Origin of the sequence: Aeromonas sp. QDB68 (assembly GCF_027707405.1) — a bacterium.
Lineage (GTDB): Bacteria > Pseudomonadota > Gammaproteobacteria > Enterobacterales > Aeromonadaceae > Aeromonas > Aeromonas caviae.
Genome location: NZ_JAPCIQ010000028.1, coordinates 1 through 25,645, shown reverse-complemented (window position 1 = coordinate 25,645; position 25,645 = coordinate 1). Strand labels below are relative to the sequence as shown.

Here is a 25,645-nt window from a genome sequence, read left to right as displayed (position 1 = left end):
GAGGCGAGATGCGAGAAACCATGACCGACAAACGCCGCCAGATCCTGGATGCCGCCCTGGCCCTGTGCGCGGAGGATGGCCTGCAGGGCGCCGCCACCGCCCGCATCGCCAAGGCGGCCGGGGTGGCCAATGGCACCCTGTTTCATCACTTTCCCAGCAAGGAGGTGCTGATCCAGAGCCTCTACCAGGACATCAAGCTGCGCCTTGGCGCCGCCATCACCGAGGCCGATGCCGCCCTGCCGCTCCAGGAGCAGGCCCGCCACTACTGGCACCAGGCCATGGGCTGGATGCAGGCCCACCCCCGTGAGCTCAGGTTCGTGCTGGGCTTTTTCCACTCCCCCCTGCTGGCCCGCCCCCTGCGCAGCCAGATCCTGGCTGAGACCCTGCATTTTCTGCCGAGCCTGCTCGCCCGGGGCCAGGCCAGTGGCGAGCTGATGTCGGCCCCGCCTGCCCTGATGCTGGAGGTGTGCCAGGGCCAGTTTCTGGCCTGCGCCTCCCTCTTTGTCGATCAGCCTGAACTGGGAGAAGACCCCCACTGGCAGGAGAACGCCTTCACCCTCTTCTGGTCCGCCATCAGCGGAGGTTCCCATGCGCCCTGACGCCCTGCTTGCCACCGGCAGACGCCTCTGGATTGGCAGCCTGCTCTGGATCATCGGCCGCACTCTGTGCCGCGCCGCCCGGGTCGACGAGGCGGTGCGCCGCGAGCTTGCCCCCCTGCCGGACGGCCTCACCATCAGGCTGGAGGTAAACGGCATGACCCGGGGGCTGAGTCTCTACAAGTTCGCGGGGCGCTGGCACTGCGGTGAGGAGGCTGGCAGGACGCACTCGACCTGTGCCCATGACAGCCACCACCTCCTGCGGGTGCGCTTCAAGCACCCCGCCGTCGCCTTTCGCGCCCTCAGCTTTCGCCTCGGCATCAACCAGGCCTTTTGCGAAAACCGGCTGCTGGTGGAGGGGGATCTCGACGCGGCCATGCACCTGGTGCGAGCGCTTGAGCAGTTGCAGAGCCTGATCCTGCCCGCCTTCATCGCGCGGCCCCTGCTTCGCCACTACCCGGACCCGCATCGCAAGCTCGCGCGGGCCTGCCACATCTATCTGGGTCTGCTGACCGGTTGAACACGAGGAGAACGGGATGAGCCGTTATTACGATTTTTTCTGCCCGGTCAAGCTGATGGCGGGGGAGCAGGCACTGGAGCAGTTGCCGGATGCCTTGAGGGGATTGGGAGCTGGCCGCCCCTTGCTTCTCACCGACAAGGGGGTCAGCGGCAGCGGGCTCGCCACCCTGCTGGCCGATGTGATGGCCGAAGGGGCCTTGCCGGTCGCCGCCATCTGGGACGAGATCCCGGCGGACTCCTCCACCGCCGTGGTGGAGCGGATCGCCCGCCACTACCGGGAGCTGGGCTGTGACAGCCTGCTCGCCCTTGGCGGCGGCTCCGTCATCGACACCGCCAAGGCGGTGAACATACTGGCGACTCTGGGGGGCGAGCGGCTGCTCGACTATGCCGGAGCGGATTGCCTGACCCGTCCCCTCAACCCCCTGGCGGTGGTCCCCACCACGGCGGGGACCGGCTCCGAAGTGACCCTAGTGGCGGTGATCAAGGACGAAGGGAGCGGGCGCAAGGTGCCCTTCACCTCCCCCTTCCTGCTGCCCCGGCTGGCGGTGCTGGATCCCCGCTTCACCCTGGGGCTGCCGCTACCCATCACCGCCGCCACCGCCATGGATGCCATGACCCACGCCATCGAGGCCTTCATCGGCAACGGCAAGAACCCGGTCAGTGACGCCCTGGCCCTGATGGCGGTGGAGAAGATTGCCACCGCCCTGCCCAGGGTGCTGGCCCACCCGACGGACAAGGGCCTGCGGCTGCAACTGGCGGAGGGCTCCACCCTGGCGGGCATGGCGTTTTCCAACTCCATGGTGGGGCTGGTGCACGCCCTCGGCCACAGTCTGGGGGCGCGCTGCCACCTGCCCCATGGCCTCTGCATGAACCTCTTCCTGCCCACCGTGCTCGACTACAACCGGCCCGGCATCGACCCCGAGCTCGCCCGCCTGCTGCTGCCCCTGGTGGGGCCGGAGCGCTTTGCCGCGACCCCGGCCGAGGGGAGACCCCAGGCCACCATCGAGGCGTTGCAGGCACTGCGCGATACCCTGTGGCAGACGGTCAAGCTGCCCCGCACCCTGCGGGAGGCGGGCCTCACCGACAAGACGCTGCTGCCCGGGATCCGGGATCTCGCCATCAACGACGGCGCCCTGCTCTACAACCGCAAGGATGCGGACAGGGACCAGTTGCTGGCCCTGCTGGAGCGGGCCTGGGAGTAGCGGGCCCCTTGCCCGTCAGACATCGGGGGTGAAGACCCCGGTGGAGAGGTAGCGATCCCCCCGATCGCAGATGATCGCCACCACCACCCCCTGCCCGATCTCTGCCGCCACCCGCAAGGCCCCGGCCACGGCGCCACCCGAGCTGACGCCGCAGCAGATCCCCTCCTCCCGCGCCAGGCGGCGCATCATGACGAGGGACTCTTCCAGTGTCACATCCAGCACCCCATCGACCCGCTCAGGCTCGAAGATGGCGGGCCGGTAGGCCTCGGGCCAGCGGCGAATGCCGGGGATCTGGCTCCCCTCGGCCGGTTGCAGGCCGATCACCGCCACCGCCGGGTTCTGCTCCTTGAGGTAGCGGGAGACCCCCATGATGGTGCCCGTGGTGCCCATGGCCGAGACGAAGTGAGTGACCGCCCCGCCGCTCTGGCGCCAGATCTCGGGGCCGGTGGAGCGGTAGTGGGCATCCGGGTTGGCGGGGTTGTTGAACTGATCGAGCACCAGCCCCTCCCCCCGCGCCTGCATGGCCAGGGCGAGGTCTCGCGCCGCTTCCATGCCCTCTTCCACCAGCACCAGCTCGGCGCCGTAGGCCTGCATGGCGTCGCGCCGCTCCTGGCTCATGTTGCTCGGCATGATGAGCCGCATCCGGTAACCCCGGGACGCCGCCACCATGGCCAGCGCGATGCCGGTATTGCCGGAGGTGGCCTCGATGAGCCGGGCTCCTGGCGCTAAGTGACCACTCGCCTCTGCCTGACTGATGAGGTTCAGCGCCGCCCTGTCCTTGACGGAGCCGGCGGGGTTGTTGCCCTCCAGCTTCACCAGCAGGGTGACGCCGGGGTGCGGATTGATGCGGCGCAGCGCCAGCAGCGGGGTGTTGCCTATCAGATCGTCCAGGGTGGCGAAGGCCATGACGGATCCATCCTCTCTCAATGTTCTATACCTTGCCTTGCGACCATTCGCAGGCCGGCCAGTGTAAGCGAGCCCGCCATGGGCGCAAAGAATGGCGTTGGCAAACCCTGTCCGCCATGTTCTGATCTTCCCATTCACCCAGAGAGGACTCCCGATGAGCGACATCCTTCACCAGGCCGATCAGCAGCAGTTTGTCTGCACCGTGGACGGCAAGCTCTCCCGCCTTGCCTATCGCCGGCTGGACGCCACCACGGTGGACGCCTACAGCACCCAGGTTCCCCCCGAGCTGCGCGGACAGGGGATTGCCGACAAGCTGGCCCGCCGCTTCTACGACTGGACCCTCTCTGAGGGGCTCACCATAGTGCCGAGCTGCAGCTACATCGACGTCTGGTTGCGCCGCAATGCCGGTTGAAGCCGGGGCGCTGCGGGAGGCGCACCTGCGGGCCTGCACCGAGGCCCTGCTGCGGGCCGATCACCCGCGCATGGATTGCCTCCGGGCTGCGCGGGAGCTGGCGCTGCCCGACTGGGCCCTGGGGGCGGGCTTCGTGCGCAACCTCATCTGGGATCACCTCCATCACAAGGCCGAACCCACCCCGCTCAACGACATCGATCTTATCTATCTGGACAGCGCTGATCCGACTGGATTGAAGGAGGCCGATCACGAAGCCTGGCTCGCCGCCAGGATGCCAGGCCAGTTGTGGGAGGTGCGCAACCAGGCCCGCATGCATCTGCGCCAGCAGGTGCCTCCTTTTGCCAGCTCGCTCTCGGCCCTCAGCCACTGGGTGGAGATACCCACCTGCATCGGAGTCCGCCTGTTGGCAGATGATGCGTTCGAGTGGCTGGCCCCCTACGGCTTTGCCCCCAACTGGTCCCTGGTGGTGAGCCCCAATCCGCGCTGTCGCCAGGAGAGCTGTATCTTTAGCGAACGGGTCAGGGCCAAGGAGTGGCAACGCATCTGGCCTGACCTTGTGGTGAACTGGCCATGAGCGGATTGCAAAGGGCCGACAACCTTGGGCACACTAAGAAAAAGATGTTTGTAACTCAATGGGTTAAATAATGCGCGACTTCTTCTCTCTCGAGCGCTGGCTGCCGGGGCTCGCCGCCTTGCTGCAATACCAGCGGGCCTGGCTGATGCCGGATCTTCGCGCTGGTCTCTCGGTCGCGGCCGTGGCCCTGCCCGTGGCCATCGCCTATTCGGAGCTCGCCGGGGTGGGCGCCATCGTCGGCCTCTACTCCTGCATCCTGCCCATGGTGGTGTATGCCCTCTTTGGCACCTCCCGTCAGCTCATCGTCGGTCCGGATGCCGCCACCTGCGCGGTGATCGCCGCCGTGGTAACGCCGCTCGCCGCCGGGGATCCCACCCGTCACTGGCAACTGGTGATGACCATGACCGCCATGACCGGCTTCTGGTGCCTCATCGCCAGCCGCTTCAAGCTGGGGGTGCTGGCAGACTTTCTCTCCCGCCCCATCCTGATGGGGCTGCTCAACGGGGTGGCCATCACCATCATGGTGGGCCAGCTCTCCAAGATCTTCGGCTTCACCTTCAGCGAGCGCTACCTGATAGAGCGGATCCTGAACGGCACCAGCTACATTACCCAGACCCATCTGCCCACCCTGGCCATGAGCCTGACGGCCCTGCTCACCCTGCTGCTGGCCAAGCGCTACAGACCGGCCTGGCCCTCCTCCATGGTGGCCATGGTGGTGACGGCGGCCCTGGTGTGGCTGTTCAATCTCGGCCGCGTCGACATCGCCACCCTGGGGACCATCGGCTCGGGGCTGCCCGCCTTCCAGATGCCGGACTTTCCCCCCGGGCTTATCCGTGAGCTGGTGCTGCCCGCCCTCAACCTCGCCATGGTGAGCTTCGTCTCCATGATGCTCACCGCCCGCAGCTTCGCCGCCAAGAACGGCTACGAGATTGATGCGGACAAGGAGTTTAGGGCGCTGGGCATGGCGAACCTGGCCGCCGCCGCCTCCCAGGGGTTTGCCATCAGCGGGGCGGATTCGCGCACCGCGGTGAACGACGCCAACGGCGGCAAGAGCCAGCTGGTCTCCATCATCGCCGCCGCCGTCATCGCCCTGGTCACCTTCTACCTGACGGCGCCGCTGCAATACATTCCCACCGCCGCCCTCGGCGTGGTGCTGGTGATGGCCTCCCTGTCGCTCACGGATTTTCGCGGCCTCTGGGCCCTGCGCGACTCGGATCGCGCCGCCTTCTGGCTCGCCCTGGTGACCTTTGTCAGCGTGCTCACCATGGGGGTCATTCCGGGCATCACCCTCGCTGTCCTGCTGGGGCTGTTCCAGTTCCTGCGCAACGTGATGCGCCCCACCGACCAGCTGCTCGGCATGGACGACGAGGGCGTGGTGCGCACCCTGGGGGACAACGAGCAGGCCAAGGCGATTCCCGGCATCCTGGTCTACCGCTTCAACTCCCCGCTCACCTACTTCAACGCCCCCTACTTCAAGCGGCGGGTGCTGGCACTGCTGGTGCAGGATCCCCACAATCCCAGGTGCCTGGTGGTGGATGCGGTGGCCTGCTTCACCCATCAGGACATCAGCGTGATGAGCATGGTGGGAGAGCTGCACAAGGAGCTCAAGCGGCGCGGCATCCACATGGTGATGGCCGGTCGGCACGGCCAGATGAGCCAGTGGTTCAAACAGGCGGGTATCCGGGTCGGCGAGGATGGCATCATCCTCTGCCCCGACATGTACCAGGCCCTGCGCATGACCCGCTGTTACCGGGAGCCGGTGTTCCGGGATGACGAGGGGGTGGAGAGCACCACGGATGCCCTGCTCACCCGCTGGCCGCACGATGACGACCTGCCCGACTCGGCGCGCCTCACCCGCCCCAGCGAGCAGGAGGCCGGCGCCACGCCGGTCTGAGACACATCCTCTGGTCGCAGGCCCCCTCCTCCTGCGACCAGGATTGCACCCCGCCCCCGCTTGGTGTTAAATGCCCCTCCAGTTGGCCCTGACGAGGGCCATCGCCAGCACCTGGATATCCCATGCAGACTCAATCCCACGCGGGCCCGGGCTCCCTGTTCGCCCTGACCTGGCCACTGTTCATCGATCTGGCCCTTCACTTTCTGACCGGGGCCCTCAACACCTTCATGGTGGGCCACGTCTCCTATCAGGGGGTGGCGGCCCTCGCGGTGGGCAACCAGGTCTTCGATCTCGCCATCACCCTGTTCAGCTTCGTCAGCATCGGCACCAGCGTGGTGATCACCCAGTATCTGGGGGCGGGAGACAAGGAAAAAGCCCGCGTCGTCATCCACACCGCCATCGGCTTCAACCTGCTGGTGGGACTGGTGGCCGCGGTCGGCGTCATGGCGGGGGCCGGCACCATGCTGGCGCTGATGAACCTGCCTGCCCACCTGATGAGCGACGGCAGCCTCTACCTGCAGATCATCGGGCTTTGCCTGCTGCCGGAGGCGGCGGCCCTCTGTCTGGCCGCCACCCTGCGTGCCCACGGCCACACCCGCCAGGCCATGTACGTGACCCTCATCGTCAACCTCATCACCTTCGTCGGCAACCTGCTGCTGCTCTATGGCTGGTTCGGCCTGCCCCAGCTCGGGGTCGCCGGGGTCGCCATCAGCACGGTGGCCGGGCGCATCGTCGGGGTGGTGCTGCTGGTATGGCTGGTGGCGCGCAAGACCGGCATCCGGCTGCGTCTGCCCGAGATCGTCCGCCCAAGCCGCGCCATGCTGGACAAGGTGCTGCACATCGGGCTGCCAGCGGCGGGGGAGAACCTCTCCTGGATGCTGCAGTTCATGGTGGTGACCGCCTTCGTCGGCCTGCTCGGCGACAAGGCGCTGGCGACCCAGTCCTACTTCTTCCAGATCTGCCTGTTCATCCTGCTGTTCGGCCTCTCCATCGGCCTTGGCAACGAGATCATCATCGGCCACCTGGCGGGGGCCCGACGCTTCGATCAAGCCTATCGCCAACTGATGAAGAGCCTGAAACTCGGCCTCATCGTCACCGCCGCCATCGCCATCGCCGCCGCCCTCAACGGCCGCGCCATCATCAGCCTGTTCACCGACGACGCCGACATCATCACCCAGGTGGCGCAGCTCTTCCTCATCAGCCTCATCCTCGAACCCGGTCGCACCTTCAATCTGGTGGTGATCAACGCCCTGCGCGCCACCGGGGATGCCCGTTTCCCGCTCTACATGGCGCTCGTCTCCATGTGGGGCATTGCCGTTCCCCTGGCCTATTTCCTTGGTATCATGCAGGGCTATGGCCTGGTAGGCATCTGGCTGGCCCTCGCCTGCGACGAGTGGGTGCGCGGTCTGGCCATGTTCTGGCGCTGGCGCAGTCGTCGCTGGCAAAACAAAATTCTTGTCGAAACATAAGCGGAATCACCATGAAGAAAATCGGACTCTTGTTGACGGCCATCCTGCTCAGCCCGCTCGCCATGGCGCAAACCGCCCCGGCGACCCCCAAGGCGCAGGCTCCCCAGACCTGGTATGTGGCCCCCATCGTCATCGACGAGACCAGCGAAGCCCAGAAGGCCCTGACCAAGGAGTTCACGGCCCAGATGATCAAGACCATCAAGATCAACGAGTACCAGACCGGCAAGGCGGTGGGCAAGACCAAATCGCCCAAGTGGCTGATCCGCACCAAGCTGATGCCCGCAAGCCAAGAGCCCCTGGTCGGCAAGAAGCACCCGCAGGGCCTCACCTACGGCAAGGGCATCCCCACCCAGGAGATCGTCGGCGAGCTCATCATGAACGGCACCCTGGTGGCCCACATCGGTCAGGGCTGGCGCGAACCCATCGTCCCGGGCACACCGGTGGCGGAGAAGATCTCCATCGCCAACTACCAGTACGCCATCGGCAACGAGGCCAAGGCGCCGGATCTGGAAGAGCTGGCGGCGCAGATCGGTTTCGAGGCAGGCAAGGTGATTGCCAGAGACGGCAAGCCCCTGCCCGAGAAGAAAAAGAAAAAAGAGTAAACGGCTCACCCGTTTCCAGTCAGGGGCCTCGCGCCCCTTTCTGTTGCCCGCCCCGTTGCAGACCCCCTCTCCCGAATGTGAAGCGGATCCCGCTTCTTTCCTCTGCTGCCCCTGGGTCAGCAGGCAATCATCATGTAATTCAAACAGTTAAAAATCACCCTTCCCATGCAGCAATTCCGTGGCCCCGAATTGGATCGGGATCACGTTTCTCCCCGGCAGTAAGGGGTACTTTGGTCTTGCAGGCACAATCAAACGACAACAAGGAGGCTTCATTACATGTTTCCGGAGTACAGAGATCTCATCTCGAAACTGAAGAGCAGTGATGTCCATTTCCAGAAGAAGTTTGACTTGCACAACGACCTGGATGCGGAGATCAGGAAGCTGGAGAAACACCACGCCAGCGACTACAGCTCCGAGGTGAAGGATCTGAAAAAACAGAAACTTAAACTGAAAGAGGAGATATACGACATCCTCAAACAACATCCACACTAGACGCCTCGACGAATACCTGGATAAGCAACTTATCCTGCCAGCCCGGCCCGACGCCGGGCTTTTTGTTGGCCGCTCACGAGGCGCGGCAACGGCCACTTCCCTTGGCACCGGAAAATGAAGCGGGCCAATGGCCCGCTTGGTTATATTTCACTCACCCCATTATCACACCGGCGGATGGAAATGGCTGGCCTCGCGGGTAGCCATCTCCTCGTAGGTGGCCCACTTCTGCCACGCCACTTTTTGCGCCACCTGCATCAGCCGCTCAGCCTCCTCCGGATGGCTCTGGGCCAGCACCCGATAACGGGTCTCCTGCTGCCGGTATTCGGCAAGGGGGATGGAGGGGCGCAGGCTGTCGAGGCTGAAGGGGTTCTGCCCGGCGCTTCGCAGTACCGGGTTGTAGCGCATCAGCGGCCAGTGGCCCGAATCGACCGCACGCTTCTGTTGGGCCAATCCCTGCTCCATGTCGATGCCGTGGGCGATGCAGTGGCTGTAGGCGATGATCAGCGACGGGCCCGGATAGGCCTCCGCCTCCCGCAAGGCCTGCAGCGCCTGCTGCGGGTTGGCACCAGAGGCGATGCGGGCAACATAGACGTTGCCGTAGGAGATGGCCTGCAACGCCACATCCTTCTTGGCCAGCGTCTTGCCCCCCGCCGCGAACTTGGCGACGGCACCGAGCGGGGTCGATTTCGACATCTGGCCGCCAGTGTTGGAGTAGACCTCGGTATCCATCACCAACACGTTCACATCGCGGCCGGAGGCGAGCACATGATCGAGCCCCGATGAGCCGATGTCATAGGCCCAGCCATCGCCGCCGATGATCCAGACCGAGCGGCGCACCAGCTGATCAATCAAGGAGAGCAGCTCGCGGGCCTTGCCGGATTTCACCTCCTCCAACCGCTCCCGCACTTGCGCCACCCGGGTGCGCTGGGCGCGGATCTCCGACTCTAGCCGCTGCGGGGCGCTAATCAGGGTATCGACCAGCTCTGCGCCCAGCTCCCCCTTCATCGCTTCGAGGGCCGCCACCGCCTGACCGTGATGCTGATCGGCGGTGAGACGAAAACCAAAACCAAACTCGGCGTTGTCCTCAAACAGGGAGTTGGACCAAGCCGGCCCCTTCCCTTCACCGTTCTTGGCCCACGGGGTGGTCGGCAGGTTGCCGCCGTAGATGGAGGAGCAGCCGGTGGCGTTGGCCACCAACATGCGGTCACCAAACAGCTGGGTCAGCAGCTTGAGGTAAGGGGTCTCGCCACAACCGGCGCAGGCGCCGGAGAACTCGAACAGGGGTTCGAGGAACTGGGTGCCGCGCACAGTGGAGAAGTCCACCCGCTCGCGGGCAGGCCACGGCAGGCTCTCGAACCAGCGCAGCGCCTGCTTCTGACCAGCCAGATGGGGAGCCTTGTCCATCATGGCGATGGCGCGCTCGCCTTCATGGCTCTCATCCGCTCCTGCCCGCACCGGACAAGCCTGCACGCACTGGCCACAACCGGTGCAATCTTCCGGATAGAGCTGCAAGGTGTAGCGGCTGTCGGGGAAACCCTTGGCGGTGACGGGCACCGATTGGGCTGCCTCGGGGGCAGTCGCCAGCCAGTCCTGATGGTAGAACTTGGCCCGCAGCGCCGCGTGGGGGCAGACAAAGACGCAGTTGCCGCACTGGATGCAGATATCCGAATGCCAAATCGGGATCTCGCGGGCGATATCCCGCTTCTCGAAGCGGCTGGTGGCGGTGGGGTAAGTGCCGTCCACCGGCAGCATGGAGACCGGGATGCGATCGCCGCGCCCCGCCAGCATCTCGCCGGTGACACGCTGGACAAACTCGCTGCCGCCGGGAGCCAATGGCAGCGGATAGTCGCTGATCTGCTCCTCACCGGCGGGGATGGCCACCTGATGGAGATGAGCCAGAGTGTCGTCCACTGCCGCGAAGTTGCGCTCGACCACCTCGGGTCCCTTGCGGGCATAACTCTTCTCGATGCTCTCCTTGATCAGCGCAATCGCCTCATCCCGCGGCAAGATGCCAGCCAGCGCAAAGAAACAGGTCTGCATGATGGTGTTGATGCGATTGCCCATGCCGTTGCGCTCGGCCACCCGATCCCCATCGATGCAATAGAGCTGGATATTGAGGGCTCGAATGCGGGCGCGCAGCCGCTCGGGCAGCTGGTCCCACACCTTGTCCGCCTCATAGGGGGCATTGAGCAGCAGGGTCGCCCCTTCTGCGGCGTGCTCCAGCAGATCGACCGATTCGGCAAAGCCCCACTGGTGGCAGCCGATAAAGCTCGCCTGCTCGATAAGCCAGGGGGCGTCGATGGGCTCGGGGCCAAAGCGCAGGTGGGAGACGGTGCGCGAACCCGACTTCTTGGAGTCGTAGACGAAGTAGCCCTGGGCGTGGAACCCCTCCAGCTCGCCGATGATCTTGATGCTGTTCTTGTTGGCGCCGACGGTGCCATCGGCACCGAGACCGAAGAAGAGCGCCCGCACCCGGCTGGCGGGCTCCAGATCGCCGATGGGGTGCCAGGCCAGACTGAGGCCCGACACATCATCCACGATCCCTACGGTAAAGCGCGGGCGCGGCGCGTCGGAGGCCAGCTCCTCGAATACCGCCGCGCACATGGCGGGGGTGAACTCTTTGGAAGAGAGGCCGTAGCGACCGCCACTGAGCCAGGGCAGCCGCTTGATAAGGCCGCGCTGCAAGCCATCGATCAGCGCGCTCTGCACATCCAGCAGCAGCGGCTCGCCCCCTGCCCCCGGCTCCTTGGTGCGATCCAGCACCGCCATGCGGCGAACGCTCGCGGGCAGGGCATCGAGCAGCGCCTGCACCGGGAAGGGGCGATAGAGGCGCACCACCAAGACCCCGGTCTTGCAATCCTGCCGGTTGAGCCAATCCACCGTCGTGCGGGCGGTGGCCGCCCCCGAGCCCATCAGCACGATGACATCGGTGGCATCGGTTGCGCCGTGGTACTCCACCAGCCGGTAGTGGCGGCCGGTCAGCTCGCCGAGGATCTCCATGCACTGCTGCACCCGGGCCGGCACCGCCTCGTAGAAGGGGTTGACGCTCTCGCGGGACTGGAAATAGGTGTCCGGGTTCTGGGCGGTGCCACGCATCACCGGATGATCCGGGTTGAGCGCCCGCGCACGGTGGGCGCGCACCCAGTCGTTGTCGATAAGGGCCCGGATCTCATCCCGATGCAGCGCGGTGATCTTGTTCACCTCGTGGGAGGTGCGAAAGCCGTCGAAGAAGTGGATAAAGGGCACCCGGCATTGCAGGGTGACGCTGTGGGCGACCAAAGCCAGGTCCTGCGCCTCCTGCACCGAGCCGGAGGCGAGCATGGCAAAGCCGGTGCTGCGCGCCGCCATCACGTCCTGATGGTCGCCAAAAATCGAGAGCCCCTGCGCCGCCAAGGATCGGGCCGCCACATGGAACACCGCCGAGGTCAATTCGCCTGCGATCTTGTACATGTTGGGCAGCATCAGCATCAGCCCCTGACTGGCGGTGAAGGTGGTGGCGAGCGCCCCCGCCTGCAGGGCGCCGTGCACCGTGCCAGCCGCTCCCCCTTCGCTCTGCATCTCCACCACCGTGGGGATGTTGCCCCAGAGGTTGGTCTGCCCCTGTGCCGCCCAGGCGTCGGCCAGTTCGGCCATGGTCGAGCTCGGGGTGATGGGATAGATGGCACACACTTCGCTCAGCTGGTACGCCACCCGGGCCGCGGCTTCGTTGCCGTCAACCATGATCAGTTCATGTTTCATTGGGACTCCTCCGGTTGGCGCAACTCGATGGCGTGGCAGGGGCACTGGTCATGGCAGGCACCACAGCCGGTGCAGCGTTCGGCATCCACCTGATACCCCAGACCCGGCCCCAGCTTGGCGATGGCCTGCTCTGGGCAGCTGCCATAGCAGCCGTCGCACTCGAAGCAGTTGCCGCAGGAGTAGCAGCGCGCCGCCTCGTAGCGGGCCGCCGTCTCGTCCAGTCCGCCGATGATCTCGCCAAAGTCATCCCGCGCCGAGGGAGGTTTGACCGGCTGGCTGCTGGCCGGCGCATGGGTCTGGAACCAGAGCTGCAACTGCTCCGGCCCCACCAATGAATAGGAAAGCGGCTTGTGGTAGAGGCGACCACGCAGCCAGGCATCCATATGGCGCGCCGCCTTCTTGCCGTGGCCGGTGGCGATGGTGACAGTGCGCTCGGAGGGCACCATGTCGCCACCGGCAAAGAGGCCCGGCACATCCGTCATCAGGTTCTCACCAACCTGTACTACTCCCTCCTTGTTGACCCGCACGCCGGGGATGCTCTCAAGCACCGAGAGGTCGACCTCCTGACCCAGCGCCAGAATGAGGGAGTCCGCTTCCAGGGTTTCAAACTTGCCGGTGGGCACCGGCTTGCCCTCGGCATCCAGCGCCATCACCTCCACCTCGATGTTGGTACTGTCGAGCTGGCGGATAGTGCGCAGCCAGTTGATCTTGATCCCCTCCTCCTCGGCCTCGTCGGCTTCAAAGGCGTGGGCTGGCATATGGTCCCGGTCGCGGCGGTAGATGATCATCGCCTCCTCGACCCCGAGGCGACGAGCGGTGCGGGCCGCATCCATGGCGGTATTGCCGCCACCGTAGATGGCCACCCGCCGTCCCAGTTTGGGCGGTGGCATTCCTTTCTCTTCGGCCAGACTCGCCTGTTCGAGGAAACTCACCGCATCGAGGATCTTGCCCGCCTCCCGGGCCGGAATATCAACCCGCTTGGCCAGATGGGCGCCGATGGCCATGAAGACGGCGTCAAAGCCCCCCTCGTCGCGCTCGCACAGCACATCCTCCACCTTGTGGTTGAGAGTCAGGGTCACCCCGGCCGCCACGATGCGAGCCACCTCCCGATCCAGCACGTCGCGAGGCAGGCGGTAGGCGGGAATGCCGAAACGCAGCATGCCGCCAGCCAGCGGCCCCGCCTCGCGGATCTCCACCTGATGGCCGAGCCGATTGAGGTGCCAGGCGCAGGAGAGGCCGGAGGGACCTGCACCGATCACCAGCACCTTCTTGCCGCTGGCAGAGGCAGGTGGCGCAGGCTGCCAGCCACGGGCCAGCGCCTCGTCGCCGAGGAAGCGCTCGATGGCGTGGATGGAGACGGCATCATCCACCTGGGCACGGTTGCAGGCCGTTTCGCAGGGGTGATAACAGACCCGCCCGTGGACTGCAGGCAGGGGATTTTCTTCGATCAGTCGTTGCCAGGCCGCCTCAAAGCGGCCTGCTTCGGCCAGGGCAAGCCAAGCCTGGATGTTCTCGCCAGCCGGGCAGGCATGGTTGCAAGGTGGCAGGGCCGGCCGCCAGACGGGTAGCCGAGTACGGACCGGGCCTGTTCCCGTTTTCTGGGAGAGATCCGGCTGTGGGGTCATATCCAGTTGTTTGCTCATACATTGCTTTCTTCTTTTTGTGTGACAGGCCCCATCCGAATGCGCTTGATACCGTTTTGCCTGGGCAGACGGTGGCCGGAGAGGGAAGAAGCGAAAGCGTCAGAAACTGGAAGCTGGCCCGATGATGGGCCGTTTTTTGTACGACATGGTGGATCAGGATCAATAAATGTTGCGCTTTATGGGTCGCCCCCTTCACAACCGGATCTCCGTCACACCCCGCAGCCATTCGGGCCTGTCGCCCGAGCCCCCTCGCCGCCCTCGACATGGGTAGCAGGAGAAGATTGCCGCCCGGGGCAGGAATCGTTATCTTCCCCTCTTCACAGGAATCGCCACAGCACAAGGACCAGGACATGCCGACCCTCGCCAGCATACATCTCTACCCCATCAAATCGACGGCAGGCATGCCGCTGGAGCGCGCCCGGGTGACCCAGGAGGGGCTTGCCGGGGATCGCCGCTACATGGTGGTCAAACCGGATGGCACCTTTATCACCGCCCGCACCCATCCCCAGTTGCAGCAGGTGGTGGCCACCCCCGTCGAGGGGGGGCTGCAACTGCGCTATCCGGGTCTGCCCCCCCTTGCCCTCATGGAGGCGGCGTTCAGTCGCGCCCCTCAGCACACCGGTGTCTGGGGGGATCGCTTTACCGCCCTGCACACCGGGCCCGAAGCCGATGAGTGGCTGAGCCGGGTGGCGAGGGAGCCGGTGCGCCTGCTCTGGCTCGGGGAGGCATCCGATCGTTTTCGGGAGAAGACCGGCACCCGGGTGAGCTTTGCGGACGGCTACCCCTTGCTGCTCATCAGCCAGGCTTCCCTTGAGGATCTCAACCTGAGATCCGATGCCTTGCACCAGATGAGCCAATTTCGTACCAACCTGGTGGCGAGCGGCACCCGCCCCTTTGAAGAGGATGGCTGGAAGCGGATCCGCATCGGCGAGGTGGAGTTTCGGGTGGACAAGCCGTGCAGCCGCTGCATCATGACCACGGTGGAGGCAGGCACGGAGCGCTTCAATGCCCTGAAAGAGCCGCTGGCTACCCTCACCCGCTACCGCCGTGGCGAAGATGGTGAGGTCTATTTCGGCCAGAATCTGGTGGCCCTGAACGAGGGGTGGATTGACGCGGGCAGCGAGATCGAGGTGCTGGAGCGGGCCCGGGCGCCGGTCTACCCCAACGCGGCCCCGAAAAAACGGGAGCTGGTGTGCGTCGCCCGGGAACCCCTGGCCCGGGATCTGGAAACCTTCTGGTTCGAGGCTGCCGACGGCGAGCCCCTGCCCGACTACCTGCCTGGACAGCACCTGCCCATCAGCCTCGATATCAAAAACTCACGGGTTCAGCGCCGCTACACCCTGAGCTCCACGCCGGAGCGGCCCGAGCGTTACAGCATCAGCGTCAAGAAGCTGGCCGATGGCCGCCTCTCCCCCTGGCTGCACCATGAGCTGAAAGTGGGCGACCGGTTGCTGGCCGCCCCCCCGGCCGGCGAGTTTCACTTAGGGTCCGAGCGCAGGCTGCTGCTGCTCTCGGCGGGATCCGGTGTCACCCCCATGCTTTCCATTGCCCGCACTCTGGCACTACGGGGGGAGCTCGATGACGTCCACTTCATGCACCTGTGTCGCAGCGAGGCAGACATTCCTGCCGCCAGCGAGCTGCACGCCATGGCGCAGCAGGGAATGACCCTCACCCTGATCCTGAGCCAGCCTGACAAACACTGGCAGGGGCTCAGCGGCCGTCTGAATGACGATCACCTGGGCCGGATCCGGGATTTGCAGGAGCGGGAGGTGTTTATCTGCGGCCCCCACGGCTTTATGGCCGATGCGGCCGCCAGACTGGCCGCCCTTGGCGTGCCTGCCGAGCGCATCCGCCAGGAGAGCTTTGGCGGGGCCCTGCTCTCGGTGGCCCGCCCCCATCAGGCGGTGCAACTGCGTATCGGCGAGCGGGAGTTTGCGGGCAACAACCAGGGCACCGTGCTGGATCAGGCCAACAAGCAGGGAGTAGAGCTGCCCTGGAGCTGCCGTGCCGGTATCTGCGGCAGTTGCAAGCAGACCCTGGTCTCGGGCGAGGTGGATCACCCCGATGCCCCCGCCATCAGCGCCGCCGAGCGTGCCGAGGGCAAGATCCTCGCCTGCTGCGCCGTGCCCCTGACGGATCTGGTGATCAAATAGGGTGATCGGGGGGCAAAACCCCGTCCCCGGAATGCAAAACGGCTGCCCGAGGGCAGCCGTTTTCTTTAGATGACTGGCTATCAGCCCCGCAGGGCGGCGATGCGCTGCTCGATGGGCGGGTGGCTCATGAACAGCTCGCTCATGGAGCGCTTGCCGTTGATGCCGAACGCCATCATGGAACCCTCCATCTGCGGCTCGGCACCGCGGGCGAGACGCTGGAGCGCGGCAATCATCTTGTCGCGGCCGGCCAGCTTGGCGGCACCGGCGTCGGCACGGAACTCGCGCTGACGGCTGAACCACATGACGATGATGGAGGCGAGCACGCCGAACACCATCTCCAGCACGAACACGGTGATCATGTAGGCGAAACCGCCGGTGCTGCTGCTCTCTTCCTCGTTGTTGGAGCTGAAGAAGTTGCTGATGACGCCGGCCACGATGCGGGCGAAGAACATCACGAAGGTGTTCACCACCCCCTGGATCAGGGTCAGGGTCACCATGTCGCCGTTGGCCACGTGGCTCACCTCGTGGGCCAGCACGGCTTCCGCCTCGTCGCGGCTCATGCTGTAGAGCAGACCAGAGGAGACGGCGACGAGGGAGTCGTCACGGCGGGCGCCGGTGGCAAAGGCGTTCATCTCGGGGGAGTCGTAGATCCCCACTTCCGGCATCTTGATGCCAGCCTCACGGGCTTGACGGGCAACAGTGCTCACCAGCCAGTGCTCGGTCTCGTTGCGGGGCTGCTCGATGACCTGGACGCCATAGCTGCGCTTGGCCATCCACTTGGACATCAGCAAGGAGATAAAGGAACCCCCAAAACCGAACACGGCGCAGAACACCAACAGACCGGAAATGCTGGACTTGTTGATCCCCAGAACCGAGAACAGGATATTGAGTACCACCCCCAGCACCAGCATGACGGCCAGGTTGGTCACCAGGAATAGCATAATTCGCTTCATATTGACTCCTTGTGAGATATGGATGCATGGTTCGGGGCGCCCCAGGGGCGACCGATGCCACACTTGCCCCAGATAATAGACAGACTCGATGAATGTTTGCTGAATGTCTGGCCTCAGAGCAAGGGCGACACATCGAGACAGTGGTGCAAATCCACCTCATTCACCGCGTCCACGAAGGGGAGCTCCCCCAGAAATGGGGCCGGCAACATGGCTTTCAAGGTGTCCAGGTTCTCCTCGTAGCGGCTCATGTGCGGATCCACCCGGTTGATGACCCAGCCCGCCAGGGTCAACCCCTGCTGGCGAATGGCGCTGACGGTGAGCAGGGCATGGTTGAGGCAGCCCAGCCTGGCCCCCACCACCAGGATCACCGGCAGCCGCTCCTGGGCGACCCACTCCGAGAGCAGACGCTGATGATCCAGCGGCAGGAACCAGCCCCCCGCCCCTTCGACAATGACGAGATCGGCCCCAGCTCCCTCAATCTCCCGCAAGCCGGCGGACAGCCCCTCGAAGGGGATGCTCACCCCCCGCTCACGGGCGGCGATATGGGGGGCGATGGGCGGCTCGAAGGCATAGGGATTGACCTGCTCGTAGGGCAGCGCAACCGTGGCCGCCTGCTGCAACAGCAAGGCATCCAGATTGCGAAGCCCCTCCGGGGTGCGGGTGCAGCCCGCCGACACCGGTTTGTACCCGGCGCAGCGAATGCCTCTGGCGGCAAGCGCCAGCAACAGGGTGCGGGCCACCAGGGTCTTGCCCACGTCGGTGTCCGTACCCGTGATGAAATAGGATGTCCCCATGATGATTCCTCGATGCAGTGCAGGGGCGCAGAGGCGCCCCGATATCCATGGTGAAAGGCAGGCGCGCGTCCTGCCGCTGAAGGGGTGGGTGCGCCGGGTCTTTTTGTGTCAGCGCCGCACCAGGCGCCCGAGGCAGACCTCGTAGCTGGCGGCCAGCAGGCCGTCCGGTTGACGGTGGCGCTCGTAGGCCTCCCCCAGTCGCACCAGGCGCTGGCGATGACCCAGGCCCGCAGACCGCTCGTCGTTGACCTGGCTCGCACCTATCCCCTTGAGGTCGCGCAGCAGTCCACTGAGCGCCGGGTAGGCGAGGGACCAGGTCAGCGGGCAGAGTGCCGGGGCCTCGAAGCCCCCGTCACGGGCCGCCTGCTGCAACTGGGGCAACGTCAGGAAGCGATTGACATGGTCACGACCATCCACGGCCCGCCAGGCCTCCCGCAGTTGCCACAGTGACCCCGAAAGCAGGGTCGAGAAGAAGACCTGGCCACCGGGTTTGAGCACCCGGTTGAGCTCGGCAAAGGCCTGGGCCGGCCGCTCGCACCACTGCAGGGCCAGGCTGGAGAAGACCCAGTCCAGGCTCTGGTCGGCAAAGGGCAGCCCCTCCGCATCGCCGCACACCAGGCGGGCTCCGCTGCCGCGAAGGGCCGCCTGGGCCAGCATGCCGGGTGCGAGATCCAGCCCGGTCAGCGTCTCGCAGCGCGGCGCCAGGGCAGGCAGGAAGAAACCGGTACCGCAACCCAGATCCAGCCCGGCCCCTGAGCGCACCTCTTTCACGCCCCCCTCGTCCATGCGCGCCAGCAGCGACTGCCCCACCTCCTGCTGGAAGCGGGCGTGGGCGTCGTAGTGGCGGGCCGCCGCTCCGAAGCGGCGGGCGAGCTGTGCCTTGTCCACCGACTGGAAACGCTCATGCACCATGGGCGCCCCCTCTCTCTTCAGTGGATGGGCGGGGCCCCAGGGCCTCGAGCAGGCGATCCACGTCATCTTCGCCATGGGCGGCGCACAGGGTGATGCGAAGGCGCGCCGTGCCGACCGGCACCGTGGGCGGGCGGATGGCGCCAGCCCAGACACCGCACTCCCGCAGCCGCTCGGCCAGTTGCAGGGCAGCGACGCTCTCCCCCACCAGCAACGGCTGGATGGGGGTATCACTTGCCCCAAGCCGCCAGCCGAGCGCCTGCGCCCCCTGCCGGAACCGGGCGACAAGGCGAGCCAGGTGGGCACGGGCCTCGTCGGCTACGCGTACCAGTTCGATGCTCTGGCGCACGGCGCACGCCTGGGCGGGGGGCATATGGGTGCTGTAGACATAGTGGCGGGAAAAATTGACCAGGTACTCCACCAGCTCGCGACTGCCCCCCACAAAGGCGCCGGCCACCCCGAGCGCCTTGCCGAAGGTCCCCATCTGGATGTGTACGCTGGCCGGGTTCACCCCCTGGGCCGCCAGGGTGCCGCGCCCCTCGGCACCCAGCACGCCGAGGCCGTGAGCATCGTCAATCATCAGCCAGTTGCCGCTTCGGGATGCGAGTGTTGCCAGCTCAGCCCAGGGGGCCTGATCCCCGTCCATGCTGAAGACCCCTTCCGAGACGATCAGGCCCCGGTTTGGCTCAAGCAGCCGCTCAAGGGCCGCCATGTCGTTGTGGCCGAAGCGCTTCATCTTGCAGGGGAGCTGGCTCCCCATCTCCTGCAGGGAGGCGTGGTTGAGCTTGTCCTGCCACAGCAGGTGATCCTTGCCGAGCAGGGCCTTGAGCACCGCCTGATTGGCGGAGAAGCCACAGTTGAACAGCAGCACCGCCTCCACGCCGAGCCAGTCGGCAAGCGTCTCTTCCAGCTGCTGGTGAGCGCGGCTGTAACCCGTCACCAGGGGCGAGGCGCCTGCCCCTGCGCCATATTGCGCCACCCCCGCCGTGAAGGCGGCCTTGATGGCGGGGTGACCCGCAAGGCCCAGGTAGTCGTTGCCAGAGACGTTGAGGTAATCACGCCCCCCGACCCGGATCCGCCCACCGCTCGCCACATCCACCGGGGTGCGTCGGCGCAGCAGGGTGGCCTGTTCACGCTCGGCCAGCGCCTCCCCCAGGGCAAAGGGGCCGGTAACAACGGGCGTCATCATGGACGGAGGACATCTGCGCGGGAACGGGTGGCATCGTAGAAGAGTTCGCTCGGCTCGCTCTGGCGGTTCACCTCGGCCAGCAGCTCCTCCTCTTGAACCTGATCCGGCTTCTGGGCCCGCTGGGCGGGGCGAATGCCAAGGCGCTTGAAGAGCTGCATGTCGCTGTTCTCGTCCGGATTGGGGGTGGTCAGCAGCTTGCAGCCGTAGAAGATGGAGTTGGCCCCGGCCATAAAGCACATGGCCTGCATCTGCTCGTTCATCTTCTCCCGCCCGGCGGAGAGGCGCACGTGGGAGGCCGGCATCATGATGCGCGCCACGGCGATGGTGCGGATAAATTCGAACGGGTCCAGGTTCTCCTGGTTCTCCAGGGGCGTCCCCTTCACCTTGACCAGCATGTTGATGGGCACGCTCTCCGGGTGGCGCGGCAGATTGGCCAGCGCCATCAAGAGGCCCGCACGGTCTTTCGCCTGCTCCCCCATGCCGACGATGCCGCCGGAGCAGACCTTCATGCCGGCGCCGCGCACATGCTCCAGGGTGTCGAGCCTGTCCTGATAGGTGCGGGTGGTGATGATGTCGCCGTAGAACTCCGGCGAGGTGTCGAGGTTGTGGTTGTAGTAATCGAGCCCCGCCGCCCCGAGACGCGCCGCCTGATCGGCGGTCAGCATCCCGAGCGTCATGCAGGTCTCCATGCCGAGCCCGCGCACCTCTTCAATCATGCGCAGGATGTAGGGCATGTCCTTCTCTTTCGGGTTGCGCCAGGCCGCCCCCATGCAGAAGCGGGACGAGCCGTTGGCCTTGGCCTCCCGGGCCCGCTCCAGCACTTTTTCCACCTCCATCAGCCGCTCGGTCTCGAGCCCGGTGTGGTAGCGAGCGCTCTGGGGACAATATTTGCAATCTTCCGGGCAGGCCCCGGTCTTGATGGAGAGCAGGGTGCTTACCTGCACCTCGTTCGGGTCGAAATGGGCACGGTGCACCGTCTGGGCCTGGAACAGCAGATCGTTGAATGGCAGGGCAAAGAGATCCTGAACCTCGGACAGGGTCCAGTCGTGACGAAGGGCGTGGGCACCCGCGGTGAGAGCATTCATACATGGCTTCCGGTTGTTATTGGTGGGATCCTGCGCCGCGCTCAAGAGAGCGTTCGCCGCAAGACCCGCCAGCTGGACAGCGCGACGCCAGGGCGTGCGCGAAGCCAAGTGGCTGAAATTGTTGGCTAGTGTAGAGAGCACGCGTAGACTGTCAACACCGACCAGATCAAATCAATTGACAATAGAACACAAAATGACCAACCAAGAATTCGACCTGCACCACGTCTGGCACCCCTATACCTCCCTCACCCATCCCCTGCCCTGCTATGAAGTGGCCAGCGCCAAAGGGGTGACCCTCACCCTGACGGACGGGCGCGAGCTGGTGGATGGCATGAGCTCCTGGTGGGCCTGCGTTCACGGCTATCAGGTGCCGGAACTGGACGCGGCCGCCACCGCCCAGCTCGGCAAGATGTCCCACGTGATGTTTGGCGGCCTGACCCATGCCCCGGCGGTCGAGCTCTGCCGCAAACTGGTGGAGATCACCCCGAAGGGGCTGGATCGGGTCTTTCTGGCGGATTCCGGCTCGGTGGCGGTGGAGGTGGCCCTCAAGATGGCCCAGCAGTACTGGCATGCCAAAGGGACGCCCCGCGCCAAATTCGTTGCCCTTCGGGGCGGCTATCACGGCGACACCTTCGGCGCCATGAGCGTGTGCGATCCCGATGGCGGCATGCACGAGCTCTACCAGGGCTTCCTGCCCGAACACCATTTCGTCGAAGCGCCAAGCTGCCGCTTCCACGCTCAGTGGGACGAGCAGAGCGTGGTGGAGCTGGCCACCCTGGTGGCGGATCATCACGAGGAAATCGCCGCCATCGTGCTCGAACCCATCGTCCAGGGGGCGGGCGGCATGCGCTTCTACCACCCCCGCTACCTGCAGTGGGTGCGCGCCCTGTGCGACGAATTCGGCCTGCTGCTGATTGCCGACGAGATAGCCACCGGCTTTGGCCGCACCGGCCAGCTCTTTGCCTGCGACTGGGCCGGCATCAGCCCCGACATCATGTGCCTGGGCAAGGCGCTCACCGGCGGCTATCTGACGCTGTCGGCCACGCTCACGACCGAACATGTGGCTCGCACCGTGTGTGACGGCAAGGCAGGCGTCTTCATGCACGGCCCCACCTTCATGGGCAACCCGCTTGCCTGCGCGGTAGCCAACGCCTCCATCGAGTTGCTGCTCGCCTCCCCGTGGCAGGCGCGGGTGCAAGCCATCGAACACCAACTCAAAACCGAACTGGTGGAACTGACCCTGCACCCGGCAGTGGCGGATGTGCGGGTGCTCGGCGCCATCGGGGTGGTGGAGATGAAGGAGCGGGTGGACGTGGCGCGCATCCAGCGCAAGTTCGTGGAGCTGGGCGCCTGGATCCGTCCCTTTGGCAAGCTCATCTACCTAATGCCCCCCTTCGTCATCACCCCCGAGGAGCTGCGGGTATTGACCGGCGCCATCCACGAGGCCATCACCATCGGCGAATATTGAGTCCGGATGAACGGGCCCTGCATGAGAACGCAGGGCCTTTCGGCGCTTTTTCATCAGAATGTGAGCAAGACACCAAAACCCGTCCGGCGAGGAGAGTAGACTGCGCGGGTTTTACCCAACAGATGTACCAGCCCCATGCGCCTCTCCATTGCTGCCAAGATCAACTTCTTCCTGCTCTTCATCTTCTCCATGGTGTTGGTGTTTTCCGCGGCCTATCAGGCGGTGCGCGAGCGTGACCTCATCCTGACCCTCATCAAGGAGCAGAGCCGCGAGCAGACCGAGGCCTACTTCGACGGCCTCAACATGCTGATGCTGACCGGCAAGATGGACGCCCGCGACACCCTGCGCGCCAAGTTTCTCCATCACGCCCACGTGGAAGATGCCCGCATCGTGCGCGGGGCGGCGGTCAACAAGCAGTACGGGCCGGGCCGTGACGTCGAGGCCCCGAAGGACAGGTACGATGCCCTGGCGCTGGCGGGCAAGGGGAGCCTGGAGGTAGAGCATGACGGCATGCACAGCCGGCTGGTGGTGACCCGCCCGCTGCTGGCCAGAAAGGATTTTCGCGGTACCGACTGCACCAGCTGCCACCAGGTGCCGGAAAACACCGTGCTGGGGGCGGTGCGTTTTGACTACTCCCTCGACACCCTGTTTACCCGGGTGGAGCAGAACATCCTCACCTCGGCCCTGAGCCTCACCCTCATCTTCGGGCTGGGACTCCTGCTCACCCTCTGGGTCATCCGCACCTGGATAGTCCGCCCCCTCAACCAGCTGACCCGCTCCATGGAGGAGGCCACCGATCGCAACGACTTCGGCCACAGGCTGGAGGGGGATGAAGGGGACGAGATTGGCCGGGTGGCGCTCGCCTACAACCAGATGCTCGACAGCGTGGAGCGCCAGATAGGCAAGCGCCCCGCCTCTCAGGGGCTGGATGACGGCGACGGCCCTCAGCCCCGGTAGTAAAGCAGCAGGCAGGCCACCAGGATCAGCAGCAGGATGAAGAGATTGACGTGGCGGGCATCTTCCTGCCGACGGCTGCGGCCACGGGCCAGCACCAGCACCACCAGGGTCAGCAGGCAGCAACCCCAGAGCCCGCGCTCCAGCCAGGGGGTAAGCAGGGGGTCCCAGCTCTGGCGCACCTTGACGCCCCCATAGACCAGAAAGCCGTAAGCCACCTCTGGCCGGGCGAAGTGATAGAGGGAGAGCAGGGCGACAAAGCCGCCCCAGCAGAGGATCACCAGCCCCTGCAACACCCGTATCCAGCCATCCGGCCCCCGCCTGCGCTCCTTCACCCTCACCCCCGTCCAGCCGCCATGATCCATGCACTATGCATGGGGAAATCCCCGCAAGGGTCCGACATTTTTGCTTGTTTATCAAACCTGCGCGGGTAAGATGAACGGCTTAGTCTGCCATGGTGGGCCAACTGCGCCCGGGCCAGACCCCTAGTGTTGCAAATAGCGCTGCAAGAACAAGCTGGAGACAATATTTCGATGACGCACGCATCCGTAGTTGATGTGCTGGCCGGTAAGTATTCGGTCGGCACCACCCTGACTGTGAAAGGGTGGATCCGGACCCGCCGCGATTCCAAGGCGGGGATCTCATTTTTGGCCGTTTCCGATGGCTCCTGCTTCCATCCGGTGCAGGCCGTCGCCCCCAATACCCTGGCCAATTACGAGAATGAAGTGCAACGTCTGACCACAGCTTGCTCCGTCGAAGTGACCGGCACCGTGGTCGAGTCCCAGGGCAGCGGCCAAGCGTTCGAACTGCAGGCCACCGAGGTCAAGGTGGTGGGCTGGGTCGAAGATCCGGACACCTACCCCATGTCTGCCAAGCGCCACAGCATCGAGTACCTGCGCGAGCAGGGCCACCTGCGTGCCCGCACCAACATCGTCGGTGCCGTGACCCGGGTTCGCAACTGCCTCTCCCAGGCCATTCACCGCTTCTTCCACGAACAGGGCTACCTCTGGATCGCGGCGCCCCTCATCACCGCCTCCGACACTGAAGGGGCCGGCGAGATGTTCCGCGTCTCCACCCTGGACATGGAAAACCTGCCGCGCACCCCCGAAGGCAAGGTGGACTACGACAAGGACTTCTTCGGCAAGGAGACCTTCCTGACCGTGTCCGGCCAGCTGAACGTCGAAACCTACGCCTGCGCCCTGTCCAAGGTCTACACCTTCGGCCCGACCTTCCGCGCCGAAAACTCCAACACCAGCCGCCACCTGGCCGAGTTCTGGATGGTGGAGCCGGAAGTGGCCTTCGCCGATCTGGAAGACAACGCCGCCCTGGCCGAAGCCATGCTGAAGTACGTCTTCAACGCCGTGCTGACCGAGCGCCGCGACGATCTGGAGTTCTTCGCCCAGCACGTGGACAAGGACGCCATCGGCCGTCTGGAGCGCTTCGTCGCCTCCGACTTCGCCCAGATTGACTACACCGACGCCATCGACGTGCTGCAAAACTGCGGCAAGAGCTTCGAGTTCCCGGTCTCCTGGGGCATCGACCTCTCCTCCGAGCACGAGCGCTACCTGGCCGAGGAGCACTTCAAGTCCCCGGTGGTGGTGAAGAACTACCCGAAGGACATCAAGGCCTTCTACATGCGCCTCAACGACGACGGCAAGACCGTTGCCGCCATGGACGTACTGGCCCCGGGGATCGGCGAGATCATCGGCGGCTCCCAGCGTGAAGAGCGCCTCGAGGTGCTGGATGCCCGTCTGGCCGAGATGGGCCTGAACAAGGAAGACTACTGGTGGTACCGCGATCTGCGTCGCTATGGCACCGTGCCCCACTCCGGCTTCGGTCTGGGCTTCGAGCGCCTGGTGGTCTACGTGACCGGCATGGGCAACGTGCGCGACGTGATCCCCTTCCCCCGTACTCCCCGCACCGCCGAGTTCTAAGGCGACCCGCCTACTCGCACCGTGCAAAAGCCGACCCCCGGGGTCGGCTTTTTTTATGCCCGCCTCGCTCTTCCCGCACCTGTCATACCAATCAGATTAAAGATGTGATCTAATTGCTCTATTCTGGTTTCACTGTACTCAGTATGTCCGATCCAATCG

At 65.2% G+C, this 25,645-nt stretch carries 22 protein-coding genes; 13 read left to right on the top strand and 9 right to left on the bottom strand.

What is annotated here, in order from left to right; genetic code table 11:
* The first annotated feature begins 8 nt into the window (after positions 1 to 8).
* The 3 genes from PG892_RS10775 to PG892_RS10765 are packed head-to-tail and all read left to right on the top strand — an operon-like array spanning position 9 to position 2,317.
* Positions 9 to 599 (top strand): TetR/AcrR family transcriptional regulator, encoded by a 591-nt coding sequence (locus PG892_RS10775; protein ID WP_109112487.1) that lies wholly within the window; start codon positions 9 to 11, stop codon positions 597 to 599.
* Complete coding sequence (locus tag PG892_RS10770) at positions 589 to 1,116, top strand: hypothetical protein (protein WP_109112486.1); 528 nt, start codon at positions 589 to 591, stop codon at positions 1,114 to 1,116. The genes PG892_RS10775 and PG892_RS10770 overlap by 11 nt, the downstream gene beginning before the upstream one ends.
* A 16-nt stretch (positions 1,117 to 1,132) precedes the next feature.
* A complete protein-coding gene (locus PG892_RS10765) occupies positions 1,133 to 2,317 on the top strand; it encodes an iron-containing alcohol dehydrogenase (protein WP_052814613.1) in 1,185 nt (394 codons plus the stop codon).
* A 15-nt stretch (positions 2,318 to 2,332) separates the two neighbouring features.
* Here PG892_RS10765 and cysM read toward each other — a convergent pair whose 3' ends face one another.
* A complete protein-coding gene (cysM, locus tag PG892_RS10760) occupies positions 2,333 to 3,223 on the bottom strand; it encodes a cysteine synthase CysM (protein WP_270825401.1) in 891 nt (296 codons plus the stop codon).
* A 154-nt stretch (positions 3,224 to 3,377) separates the two neighbouring features.
* On the opposite strand from cysM, the gene PG892_RS10755 reads away from it, so the two are divergent.
* From PG892_RS10755 to PG892_RS10730, 6 genes are all read left to right on the top strand, one after another.
* Entirely contained in the window at positions 3,378 to 3,635 is a 258-nt protein-coding gene (locus tag PG892_RS10755) for a GNAT family N-acetyltransferase (protein WP_041212700.1), read from the top strand.
* Positions 3,625 to 4,209, top strand: coding sequence for a nucleotidyltransferase family protein (locus tag PG892_RS10750; RefSeq protein ID WP_210600170.1), 585 nt, complete (start codon positions 3,625 to 3,627; stop codon positions 4,207 to 4,209). Before PG892_RS10755 ends, PG892_RS10750 begins: the two co-directional genes overlap by 11 nt.
* A gap of 70 nt (positions 4,210 to 4,279) precedes the next feature.
* Entirely contained in the window at positions 4,280 to 6,103 is a 1,824-nt protein-coding gene (locus PG892_RS10745; RefSeq protein WP_039039857.1) for a SulP family inorganic anion transporter, read from the top strand.
* A gap of 122 nt (positions 6,104 to 6,225) precedes the next feature.
* Complete coding sequence (locus PG892_RS10740) at positions 6,226 to 7,572, top strand: MATE family efflux transporter (protein WP_010674075.1); 1,347 nt, start codon at positions 6,226 to 6,228, stop codon at positions 7,570 to 7,572.
* An 11-nt stretch (positions 7,573 to 7,583) separates the two neighbouring features.
* Positions 7,584 to 8,174 carry a hypothetical protein gene (locus PG892_RS10735; RefSeq protein ID WP_039039859.1) on the top strand — a complete coding sequence of 197 codons (591 nt, stop codon included), beginning with the start codon at positions 7,584 to 7,586 and terminating at the stop codon, positions 8,172 to 8,174.
* 276 nt (positions 8,175 to 8,450) lie between these two features.
* The gene (locus PG892_RS10730; protein ID WP_005313020.1) at positions 8,451 to 8,666 is read left to right on the top strand and encodes a YdcH family protein; all 216 of its coding nucleotides are present in this window, start codon (positions 8,451 to 8,453) and stop codon (positions 8,664 to 8,666) included.
* Between the two features lie 162 nt (positions 8,667 to 8,828).
* Here PG892_RS10730 and nifJ read toward each other — a convergent pair whose 3' ends face one another.
* Positions 8,829 to 12,404 (bottom strand): pyruvate:ferredoxin (flavodoxin) oxidoreductase, encoded by a 3,576-nt coding sequence (gene nifJ, locus PG892_RS10725; protein ID WP_270825400.1) that lies wholly within the window; start codon positions 12,402 to 12,404, stop codon positions 8,829 to 8,831.
* Positions 12,401 to 14,047: an NAD(P)-binding protein gene (locus PG892_RS10720; protein ID WP_270825399.1), complete on the bottom strand. Its 1,647-nt coding sequence runs from the start codon at positions 14,045 to 14,047 to the stop codon at positions 12,401 to 12,403. Before PG892_RS10720 ends, nifJ begins: the two co-directional genes overlap by 4 nt.
* 350 nt (positions 14,048 to 14,397) lie before the next feature.
* On the opposite strand from PG892_RS10720, the gene PG892_RS10715 reads away from it, so the two are divergent.
* Positions 14,398 to 16,200: a hybrid-cluster NAD(P)-dependent oxidoreductase gene (locus tag PG892_RS10715; protein WP_270825398.1), complete on the top strand. Its 1,803-nt coding sequence runs from the start codon at positions 14,398 to 14,400 to the stop codon at positions 16,198 to 16,200.
* Between the two features lie 80 nt (positions 16,201 to 16,280).
* Here the strand turns inward: PG892_RS10715 and htpX are convergent, their stop codons facing one another.
* From htpX to bioB, 5 genes are all read right to left on the bottom strand, one after another.
* Entirely contained in the window at positions 16,281 to 17,153 is an 873-nt protein-coding gene (htpX, locus tag PG892_RS10710; protein ID WP_010674070.1) for a protease HtpX, read from the bottom strand.
* A 113-nt stretch (positions 17,154 to 17,266) separates the two neighbouring features.
* Positions 17,267 to 17,947: a dethiobiotin synthase gene (bioD, locus tag PG892_RS10705; RefSeq protein WP_041212695.1), complete on the bottom strand. Its 681-nt coding sequence runs from the start codon at positions 17,945 to 17,947 to the stop codon at positions 17,267 to 17,269.
* Between the two features lie 108 nt (positions 17,948 to 18,055).
* A complete protein-coding gene (gene bioC, locus PG892_RS10700) occupies positions 18,056 to 18,859 on the bottom strand; it encodes a malonyl-ACP O-methyltransferase BioC (protein WP_041212694.1) in 804 nt (267 codons plus the stop codon).
* Positions 18,849 to 20,045 (bottom strand): 8-amino-7-oxononanoate synthase, encoded by a 1,197-nt coding sequence (gene bioF / locus PG892_RS10695; RefSeq protein ID WP_043155233.1) that lies wholly within the window; start codon positions 20,043 to 20,045, stop codon positions 18,849 to 18,851. Before bioF ends, bioC begins: the two co-directional genes overlap by 11 nt.
* Positions 20,042 to 21,130, bottom strand: coding sequence for a biotin synthase BioB (gene bioB, locus PG892_RS10690; protein WP_043155235.1), 1,089 nt, complete (start codon positions 21,128 to 21,130; stop codon positions 20,042 to 20,044). Before bioB ends, bioF begins: the two co-directional genes overlap by 4 nt.
* Positions 21,131 to 21,323: 193 nt before the next feature.
* Between bioB and bioA the strand changes: the two genes are divergently transcribed.
* Positions 21,324 to 22,598: an adenosylmethionine--8-amino-7-oxononanoate transaminase gene (bioA, locus tag PG892_RS10685; protein ID WP_043155237.1), complete on the top strand. Its 1,275-nt coding sequence runs from the start codon at positions 21,324 to 21,326 to the stop codon at positions 22,596 to 22,598.
* 135 nt (positions 22,599 to 22,733) lie between these two features.
* A complete protein-coding gene (locus tag PG892_RS10680) occupies positions 22,734 to 23,555 on the top strand; it encodes a HAMP domain-containing protein (RefSeq protein WP_043155238.1) in 822 nt (273 codons plus the stop codon).
* On the opposite strand, the gene PG892_RS10675 is transcribed toward PG892_RS10680, so the two are convergent.
* Positions 23,543 to 23,845, bottom strand: coding sequence for a hypothetical protein (locus PG892_RS10675; RefSeq protein WP_010674063.1), 303 nt, complete (start codon positions 23,843 to 23,845; stop codon positions 23,543 to 23,545). The two genes, PG892_RS10680 and PG892_RS10675, sit on opposite strands and share 13 nt — an antisense overlap.
* 240 nt (positions 23,846 to 24,085) lie before the next feature.
* Here PG892_RS10675 and asnS point away from each other — a divergent pair, with 240 nt between their 5' ends.
* On the top strand, positions 24,086 to 25,486 hold the full coding sequence (gene asnS / locus PG892_RS10670; RefSeq protein WP_039039869.1) for an asparagine--tRNA ligase: 1,401 nt from the start codon (positions 24,086 to 24,088) through the stop codon (positions 25,484 to 25,486).
* Positions 25,487 to 25,645: the final 159 nt, after the last annotated feature.

What these genes read in the sequence shown, in the direction of transcription:
- bioD (WP_041212695.1), bottom strand. Translation starts at nt 17,947, where the DNA reads ATGGGGACATCCTATTTCATCACGGGTACGGACACCGACGTGGGCAAG.
- PG892_RS10740 (WP_010674075.1), top strand. Translation starts at nt 6,226, where the DNA reads ATGCAGACTCAATCCCACGCGGGCCCGGGCTCCCTGTTCGCCCTGACC.
- PG892_RS10775 (WP_109112487.1), top strand. Translation starts at nt 9, where the DNA reads ATGCGAGAAACCATGACCGACAAACGCCGCCAGATCCTGGATGCCGCC.
- PG892_RS10720 (WP_270825399.1), bottom strand. Translation starts at nt 14,047, where the DNA reads ATGAGCAAACAACTGGATATGACCCCACAGCCGGATCTCTCCCAGAAA.
- PG892_RS10715 (WP_270825398.1), top strand. Translation starts at nt 14,398, where the DNA reads ATGCCGACCCTCGCCAGCATACATCTCTACCCCATCAAATCGACGGCA.
- PG892_RS10680 (WP_043155238.1), top strand. Translation starts at nt 22,734, where the DNA reads ATGCGCCTCTCCATTGCTGCCAAGATCAACTTCTTCCTGCTCTTCATC.
- PG892_RS10755 (WP_041212700.1), top strand. Translation starts at nt 3,378, where the DNA reads ATGAGCGACATCCTTCACCAGGCCGATCAGCAGCAGTTTGTCTGCACC.
- bioB (WP_043155235.1), bottom strand. Translation starts at nt 21,130, where the DNA reads ATGAATGCTCTCACCGCGGGTGCCCACGCCCTTCGTCACGACTGGACC.
- PG892_RS10750 (WP_210600170.1), top strand. Translation starts at nt 3,625, where the DNA reads ATGCCGGTTGAAGCCGGGGCGCTGCGGGAGGCGCACCTGCGGGCCTGC.
- asnS (WP_039039869.1), top strand. Translation starts at nt 24,086, where the DNA reads ATGACGCACGCATCCGTAGTTGATGTGCTGGCCGGTAAGTATTCGGTC.
- PG892_RS10770 (WP_109112486.1), top strand. Translation starts at nt 589, where the DNA reads ATGCGCCCTGACGCCCTGCTTGCCACCGGCAGACGCCTCTGGATTGGC.
- PG892_RS10765 (WP_052814613.1), top strand. Translation starts at nt 1,133, where the DNA reads ATGAGCCGTTATTACGATTTTTTCTGCCCGGTCAAGCTGATGGCGGGG.
- nifJ (WP_270825400.1), bottom strand. Translation starts at nt 12,404, where the DNA reads ATGAAACATGAACTGATCATGGTTGACGGCAACGAAGCCGCGGCCCGG.
- htpX (WP_010674070.1), bottom strand. Translation starts at nt 17,153, where the DNA reads ATGAAGCGAATTATGCTATTCCTGGTGACCAACCTGGCCGTCATGCTG.
- cysM (WP_270825401.1), bottom strand. Translation starts at nt 3,223, where the DNA reads ATGGCCTTCGCCACCCTGGACGATCTGATAGGCAACACCCCGCTGCTG.
- bioA (WP_043155237.1), top strand. Translation starts at nt 21,324, where the DNA reads ATGACCAACCAAGAATTCGACCTGCACCACGTCTGGCACCCCTATACC.
- bioC (WP_041212694.1), bottom strand. Translation starts at nt 18,859, where the DNA reads ATGGTGCATGAGCGTTTCCAGTCGGTGGACAAGGCACAGCTCGCCCGC.
- bioF (WP_043155233.1), bottom strand. Translation starts at nt 20,045, where the DNA reads ATGATGACGCCCGTTGTTACCGGCCCCTTTGCCCTGGGGGAGGCGCTG.
- PG892_RS10730 (WP_005313020.1), top strand. Translation starts at nt 8,451, where the DNA reads ATGTTTCCGGAGTACAGAGATCTCATCTCGAAACTGAAGAGCAGTGAT.
- PG892_RS10735 (WP_039039859.1), top strand. Translation starts at nt 7,584, where the DNA reads ATGAAGAAAATCGGACTCTTGTTGACGGCCATCCTGCTCAGCCCGCTC.
- PG892_RS10745 (WP_039039857.1), top strand. Translation starts at nt 4,280, where the DNA reads ATGCGCGACTTCTTCTCTCTCGAGCGCTGGCTGCCGGGGCTCGCCGCC.